Below are 8,652 nucleotides of genomic sequence, written 5' to 3'. Positions count from 1 at the left end.
GATGAGTTTCTGCTGAACGGTTCAAAGCCTAACAGGATAGTTGGAAATACTCTTGTTCACGGCACTTTCTATATTTCTGGCAATTATCGTAACGAATACGGCGAATGGGACTCTTGTTCACTTACCGATGAACAGATAGAAAAGTACAAGCAGCAGTTTGATCATATCATAGTAGATCTGCCTGGTATCGGGCTGGTTGCTGTGAGAGAAACAAGACCTGAAGTGATCGAACCGCTTGAAGAATTTGAAGAGTCACCGGAGATAAGTATGTAGTTTGCTAAAGCTTATGCTGTGCAAATTGTCACAAAGGTAGAACTTCAATAAAAAGTCTGGATTTTAAAGTACTAGTGTGATATATTGCTTGTCAAGGAGCGTGATGATATGAAAAGAGCAATGGTCATATCAATATTCTGTGTGGTATTTTTATCAGCCTGCGGAAATGTATCGGAGTCCACGGAAAGCGAAAGCTCTTCAGTAGCTAGTCAAACTACGGTCACGGCTATAGTTTCTGCAGAAACATCGACAAAGGAAGAAATGGATACAAGTGAAACCACAACGACCATTAAAAAGAGTTCGCAGACGGTATCCGAAACTTCCAAAGCTAAAACAACCAAGAAAAGTACGGTCAGCAGTAAGGATGTAAGTCTGCGGCCACCGCAGGAGCAAACGAAACAGCAGAGTTATTCTCAGACAGCAAAGCCGCAGGAAAATACAGAAGTTGATACTACTCAAATACCTGCGGTAACAACTACACAGCAAAAGCAGACTGCAACAGCCCCACCAAAGCCTTCAACTGCTACACAGAAACCGCAGACAACAACGGCAAAGCAAAGCACAACAGAACCGCAAAATACCATGCAGTGGTCGGAGCCCATGAAAGCATGGAGAAAGCTGTGCGAGGGCAAAAGCCTGAGCGATGATGAACAAAACCTCATAAGGTCTGAAATACTTGAATATGCCAAAAGCTTCAATGGCAAAAGAGATATCCATGTAAGCTTTGGAATAGATGAGTATGATATATTTTATGAGAAACCGCTAGATCTTACGGTCAGAAATGACATGACCGACCTGTCATATGCTCACATGGACGCATATGCTGACGCAGACAGCAGATGGCTGATAGATCATGCAGGAAACGAAGGAGAGATCTACAGCATAGTCAGTGAAACGAGAGAAAAATGTCTGCACGTCATAGACTACGGACTGTTCAACAGGTGGGAGATATACAGCGGCAATAATGTCCTCAAATATGCAAGCGATATTGAGTTTAATGTAGGCTTTGACGGCACGGCAATATGGTTTCTTACGGAGGACTAAAAACAACTGAATAAGCAGGGAAAAGAGTCGAAAATTCGACTCTTTTTTCTTTGCAAAAAAACAAAGGAGTAATTACAGATGAAGATAAGAAAAATATTAAAACGCTGCACAGCGGCAATGCTTGCGGCGGCAATAGGAATGACCACGCTGACGGCGAATGTTTCAGCAGCCACATCGGGAGTATCAATAGGATATACCTGGAACAGCTCGGTCAATCCAACTATCAAAAACAGAAAGAACGGCGCAGCAGGAGGAGTAAGCGGACAATATATCAAAGCCGGAGAGCAGATATGCAGATTCTGTCCGTCATCAACTTCCGACTGGGCGTTTTGTATCGAGCCTGCAAAGTCAATGCAGGGAGCAAGCTACAAGGATTGGTATACTCAGAACGGCTTTACAAAGTATGATACATTTGATCTGACCGATAAGAACAAGGCAGACAGCTTTGCATATTGGAAGTCCATAGGCGGAACCGACGGACCTATGGCGAAGTATCTCGGTCTTGTGCAGTATTACGGCTATTCAAGCCACAAAACAGGTGACTACTATGCCGCAACACAGTGCCTCATATGGGAGCTCATTTTAGGCTACAGAGGACATACGCAGGCAACCTTTTCAAAGTGCTCGGATATCCTTTGGAATGACTTCACCTACCCAAGCGGCGGCTGGTGTACAAGATCGGGAGTTGAAAAAGCGTACAACGATATTGTTTCAAATGTGAAGGATCATTACAAGCTTCCCTCTGCTATGAAATCCACCAAAGCTCAGGCAAAGGACGAAGCACACGTTATGAAATACAACGCTGAAAATCTAAGATACGAAACAAAAGTGACTGTGCCCACTTCCTATGTCACAGCCTCAAGCCTTGCACATAATTTCAGCAGCCTTGAAAGCAAGCTTGGATCGCTGATAAAGTCTAAATTCAGCGGTACTTTCGGCAAGGACTACGGCATTGAAACAGAAATGAGCGGAACAAATACTGTTTACACCATATGGTCAAAGGAAAGGCAGTTCTCTTCAAGCGGCGACAGCAATATCTATGTTACAGAAAGTATCCCGATGCAGATGAAGAACAGCCTGAAAAAGCAGGAAACTTTGTTTGCCAACAGCTACTATCAGACCTGCCTGCTTTCAACCAGACTCGACCCAATCGTAGGATATGTGGGACTTGCATCATACAACGAGCCGAATCTTACCGTTGAAAAGACATACACCGATTCAGGCAATAATCAGATAACGGCGGCGGAGCTTAATACTCTTCTTGGCAAGACCACGTTTGTAGTTTCCTGTCTTTATGACGGAAAAAAGTATTATGTTCAGGCAGACAAAAACAGTGCAGGAACTGGATATGTTTTTTCAAAGTATGTGACTTCTGTCAGCGAGGCTACAAAGTTTAAGACCATTAAAAACACAGACACAAAGGGTACTTTCACAGTAAACGATCTGCCGACCTCAACTTCAAATGGCAGGACATATACGGTAACGGAGTATACTGTCCCCGATAATGAAAGGTATGAAAAGCTGTCAAAGAGCGTCACTTTGCCTTCGCCGACATCTGACTTTACCTCAAACGCAGGAACAAAGACGGTCAAGATGAACAACAGCGAAACAAGCTACAATGCTAAATTTGGAACTGCGGTGCTTGACAAAACCATTCTCAACGGTGATGGAAAGGCTTTATCAAGCGATAACGAGAGCGACATCAAGACCCTCTCCGACATCTACAAGTCCACCAAATTTATTGTGGGTTACTGGGACGAGGAAAACGGCAAGCCTGTTATGAGATATATCTCGCAGGGTCACAAGTCCGCAGACAAAGCTTTTTCAGGCGATCTTAACGACCTTGACGGCTTTAATGGAAAGACGTACTCCGCAGGGGACGGCTGTTACTATGTGCCAACCAAGCTTAACTCGAATCACGACCTCATATTCGATACCTCACGCACTACAACCGATATCTCAAAGGCATATGTTTTCAGCACAGGCTCAAACTACAGTGGCTGTGACACCTGCGATCACTTCGGTCAGCTTTTCTTTGATCTTGTACCTCTTGACAGCTCAGGCAATGCAAAGGAGCTTGTGTTTATCGAGATAAACGGAGCAAAGGGATATGGCTATGATGAAAGTCTTGAGACTTCAAAAGCATACAGCCTCAGCGGTCTTAAAGACGCTGTTTCAAAAAGAGATATCTGCGGTATCATAAGAAACGATACAGGTAAGTCATATGCTCTGACTGATGAAAATGGGAAGAAATATATTCTCGGAGCAGAAAATCTTTATCCCATTTCATCAAACAAACTTGAAGATAACAGACTTCACAGCAGTGCTGAGATAGTAAATCAGCTTGTAAATTACAGTCTTGTGCTTACAAAGAAGGACAGCAATACAAACGATGTTCTTTCGGGAGCAAAGTACGGTCTGTATAACTCCGCAAAAAAGCTTTTAAAAACCGCAACAACAGGAAGTGACGGAAAAGCAAAGTTCGATTACGATCTGCTCCCCAACACCAACTACTATGTTAAGGAAATCACTGCACCTAACGGCTATGTTCTGGACACCGAATATCATCTTGTGAACCGTGCAAATTCGGTAGTGAACGACCTTGATAATTTTCAGAATGCAAAGCTTTCGGATTACAATTATTCAGTAACGGACAAGCCTTTTACACTTAAGCTGGAGCTTAACAAATATGATGTTCTTAATGATATTAAGATAGAAGGAGTTACTTTCGATATTTCGCTAAATGGAAAGGTTGTAAAGAGTGTCACTACCGACAGCAATGGTTACGCTTGCGTTGAAAATCTTGCTCTTGGCAAGCTTAACGGTGAAACCTTTGAAAACGTTTATACCGTAACAGAGCGTGAAAACGACAAGTATATTATGCTTGACGAGAACGGAGAGTTAAGCCGTTCATTTACTGTAACGACCACAATTGCGGATATTGAGGACGGCACGAATCCTGTGATAACTTACACTGCGGATATTCCAAATACTTTGCAGCTTGTAGATTTAAAGGTTCACAAGGTTGACGAATTCGGCAATCCAATAAAGGGTGTTGCTTTTGACATTGTTCCCACGCAGGATATTGCTTTTAACGGCAAGACCGTTCAGAAAAAGGGCGAGTCTGTGGGTACTGTTGTGACCGATGAACAGGGTTATGTCTCAAGCACCTACACAGAATACGAAACCGACGGAACGCAGGGATATACAAAGACAATACCCATCTACCCGAACTTTGAGTATGAACTTGTGGAAGTTTCCGCTCCCGAGCCGTATGTTATTTCTGCGGAGAATACGAAGTTTACGGCGAAATCGGATAAAGCCGATACCCTTACTATCCCTCACGAAGTGACCGTAACAAACGATGTTCAGAGAGGAACTCTTGAAGTTTACAAAGCAGACAGCGAAACAAAGAAACCTCTTCCAGGAGTTGAATTTGAGGTAAGAGCGGCGGAAGATTTTGCAATAGGCGGCAAACAGCTTCACAAGAAGGGAGATGTAATCTGCAAAATGACAACCGACAGCACAGGTCATGCGGATACGGGAAATGCACAGATGTATGTGGGAGCAAAGTACACTCTTACCGAGACCAAGGCGGCAGAGGGTTATGCCATTAACTCCGACAGCAAGACCTTTGAATTTAAGTTCACAGGCAACAGCGTTTCATACTCCAAGCTTAATATTGACGTAGGAAACGATTCGCAGAAAGGAAAGATATCGGTTTACAAATCGGGCGATGCATTTACAGGTGTTACCGCTATGGGAAGCGCCATATCCGTTGACGAGAACGGCGAAATCATGGAAAGCGGTCAGACCACATACAAGCCTGTGTTTACGGAATGTGCTCTTAGTGGAGCGGTATTTCAGGTAACAGCCACAGAGGATATTGTTACAGCAGACGGAACAGTTCACGCAAAGGCAGGCGATGTTGTAGCGGAGATAATGACCGATGAAAACGGCTATGGGGAAACTGAGCCGCTGTATCTTGGCAGATATGAAGTCAGAGAGATAAAAGCTCCTTTTGGATATGTGATGAACAGCGAGCCTAAATATGCAGAGCTTATCTATGCAGGACAGGAATTTGAGGTGAGAGATACTGTGGATATAGAGTTTGAAAATGAATATCAGAGAGTAATGATAAGGCTTTCTAAGACAATGGAAAATGATGAACTGTTCGGTATCGGCAGTAACGGAGAGTACAAAAATGTTCGTTTCGGACTGTTTGCCGCAGAAGATATCACAGCAGCAAACGGCACGTCGATCCCTGCCGGCGGTCTTATTTCTGAAATCAGTCTTGAAGAAGATATGAGCGCACAATTTGACACTGCTCTGCCCTTCGGCAAGTACTATGTTCAGGAGATCGCTACTGACGAACATTACGTCCTCAACGGCGAAAAGTACCTTGTGACATTCGAGTATATGGGACAGGATATTCAGACCGTGGATATCGACTGCGGAGAGTTTGAAAATATTATCAAGCGTGGCAGGATAGAGGGACATAAGACCGATGACAAGAGCGAACCCCTTGAAAATGCGGTGTTCGGACTGTTCCGAAAGGACTGTAAAGTGTTTTCAGAAAGCAATGCCATAATGACAGCCGTATCCGATGAAAAGGGATATTTTGAGTTTGGAAACATTCCTTACGGCGAGTATGTTGTAAGAGAGATAAAAGCTCCCAGAGGATATATTCTCAGCAATAAAAGCTATCCCGTAAGCATTTCAGAGGACGGAGAAGTTATTGAGATAACTGCGGAAAACAAGCCTATTACTGTTGAGATTTCAAAACGTGATATTTACGGAAACGAGCTTAAGGGAGCAAAAATGCAGATCATTGACTCTGAGGGAAATTACACGCTGAAAGAAATCGCCGCTCCCGACGGTTATGTTATCGCAACGGACATTAAGTTTACAGTCGATGTTTACGGCAATGTTACCGTAGAAAATGCAGATGCGACAGTGATTGCTGAAGACGGCACACCCATAGTCATAATGGTGGACGAGGCTAAGCCAAGCTTGCCTGACACGCCTCACACAGTCACAACAGACAACCCTCACACAGGTGTGTCATCAGACAATGGCATATGTATCTATCTTATGATCGGCTCTGTAATGCTTTTGTCCTTAATATTTGCAAGCAGAAAGAATAATGAAAGGAATGATGTGTAATGAGAAGAGCCAAAACAAAGAGAATGGCTGCGGCATTTGCAGGGGCTTTTTGCTTTGCCGCAATGCCTACGACCACCGCCTACGCTTCGGGCGATGTTGCGGGAGCGGTCACAAGCACTTGGAACACAGCCAGATCGCAGATAGTGTCGGTGGTGAACAATGTTGTTTTTCCGTGCCTTGATGTTATCCTTGCGGTATTGCTGTTTGTGAAGATAGGTGCGATGTATATGGACTACCGCAAGCACGGACAGATAGAATGGACTCCTGTTGCGATAATCTTCGCCTGCCTCATATTCACACTTACCGCTCCGCTGTATATCTGGTCCATTGTGTAAGGAGGTATGACAAATGAAGAATATTCTTATACTCGCCGCACTGTCTGCGGTGATCCTTACAGGCTGCGGAAATATCTCGCCGCCGTTCAAAGCCGAGCAGACAACGGTCACAACAGCCGCACCGACAGTAAGTGCGGCTGCCTCTTCGGAGGCTGAAAGTACCGTCGATGAAGAACAGGTAAAATATGATACCTTTATTGCGGAGTTTTTCGATTCAAATATATGCTTTTCAGATACAAGCGCATTGGTAACAGAAGCAATGAAAGGCTGTTCATTTGAAACGCAGACAGACAGTTCAAACGGAGTGCAGAATATATCGCTGAAAGGCAAAAACGGCGGCGGTATGATCGATGTTCTCTGTATTGATCTAAGTCAGAGTGATCTTGATCACGATATGGAATATATCCTTGAAAACTTCGGAGATTATTACTTCGGACAGACCTCCGCACAGATGAGCGGTATCACTGAGGACGATTTTGTGTCCATCTATCGTATGACAAGCAGTGTTGTTTCTAAGTGTAAATATCAGCGGTACGGCTCTGTTCAGAAATCCGATGGTATGGCGACGCAGTTCGGATACACGGAAACCTACGCTGTGCTTTCGGAGGACAAGCTTACCGTTGTATCGGGTGCTTTTCTCAGTTCGGATATGATGGAAAGGCAGAGTTTTTCGCAGCTGATGAGTAAGTTTGCGGAGAATGTGAAGTATTAAGGCGGTGATAAAGTGCCATATATCCCATTTACAGACGAACAAAAAGTCCTTGCCAACAGCGTAGACTTGGCAGAATATCTGCGTGTGCGTGGTGAAAAGCTTGAGCGTGCCGGCATAGAGCATAAGCTCATATATTACGACAGCTCAGGCAAGCACGACAGTATAACTATCCGTGGTTCAAAATGGTTCGACCATAAAAATCAGACAGGCGGCGGAGCAATAAAGTTTATGCAGGAGTTTTATGGTATGGACTTTCAGACTGCGGTACAGGAACTGTTGGGACAGACGGTAACTCTGCTGTCCCACAGTCCGCCGAAAGCTATCGCAAAGGAAGAAAAGAAAGAGTTCAGACTGCCCCAAGCAAACACAAATATGCACAGAGTCTATGCCTACCTCATAAAACAGCGGTTTATCTCGGCTGACATCATCACACACTTTGCCAAACAGCATACTCTCTATGAGGATAAAAACCACCACAACGCAGTATTTGTCGGGCTTAATGAAAAGGGTATGCCTAAACAGGCACATAAGCGGTCAACAAACAGCGTCGGCAGTACATTCCGGATCACTTGTAGCGGCTCTGATACCCGATACAGCTTTGCACATTTCGGAGAGGATGAACGACTTTATATATTTGAAGCTCCCATTGATATGCTGAGTTTTCTTACTCTGTACCCGAAAGAATGGCAAAAACACAGCTACATCGCTATGAACGGAGTTTATGAAAATGCTGTTTTGACGGCGTTAAAGAATCATTCAAACCTGTCAGAAGTCATTCTCTGTGTTGATAATGACGAGGGTGGGATCGAGGCGGTTGACCGTCTAAGGGATATCCTAAATGAGAACGGATATTCAAACGTCAAACGCCTTGCACCGCCGTACAAAGATTGGAACGAGGTGCTGAAAGCAAAGAACGGGGTCAAAGCTTTACCTGCTGTTCCTCACAAGCGGAAGGAAGAATATCTTCATCAGATTGATAGCTTAAAGTATTTACGATGCCGTCCCGACAAGCTGACCTCACAAATCTATGCAACATTTAAAAACGGACAATACAAATATCTGGCTGAGTATGCTTTGGCAGGCTCTGCATTTTTTATGCCCAAAACCGAACAAATAAACAGC

The 8,652-nt window shown here is 44.1% G+C and carries 5 protein-coding genes and 1 pseudogene; all 6 read left to right on the top strand.

Going from position 1 to position 8,652, the window contains the following annotated elements; genetic code table 11:
• Positions 1–273: pseudogene (locus AB5123_RS13270) on the top strand (hypothetical protein); the annotation flags it as partial.
• A gap of 108 nt (positions 274–381) precedes the next feature.
• A complete protein-coding gene (locus AB5123_RS13265; protein WP_117924123.1) occupies positions 382–1,317 on the top strand; it encodes a hypothetical protein in 936 nt (311 codons plus the stop codon).
• Positions 1,318–1,395: 78 nt separating this feature from the next.
• Complete coding sequence (locus tag AB5123_RS13260; RefSeq protein WP_368364942.1) at positions 1,396–6,483, top strand: collagen binding domain-containing protein; 5,088 nt, start codon at positions 1,396–1,398, stop codon at positions 6,481–6,483.
• 23 nt (positions 6,484–6,506) lie between these two features.
• Entirely contained in the window at positions 6,507–6,818 is a 312-nt protein-coding gene (locus AB5123_RS13255; protein WP_038672885.1) for a DUF3852 domain-containing protein, read from the top strand.
• 13 nt (positions 6,819–6,831) lie between these two features.
• A complete protein-coding gene (locus AB5123_RS13250) occupies positions 6,832–7,530 on the top strand; it encodes a hypothetical protein (protein ID WP_117859541.1) in 699 nt (232 codons plus the stop codon).
• Between the two features lie 12 nt (positions 7,531–7,542).
• On the top strand, positions 7,543–8,652 hold a 1,110-nt coding region (locus AB5123_RS13245), incomplete at its 3' end, for a DUF3991 domain-containing protein (protein WP_368364941.1).

It is taken from the genome of Ruminococcus sp. RTP21204st1_B2_RTP21204_210225 (assembly GCF_040914135.1).
Classification (GTDB): domain Bacteria; phylum Bacillota; class Clostridia; order Oscillospirales; family Ruminococcaceae; genus Hominimerdicola; species Hominimerdicola aceti.
This window is presented reverse-complemented; position numbering and strand designations above follow the sequence as displayed.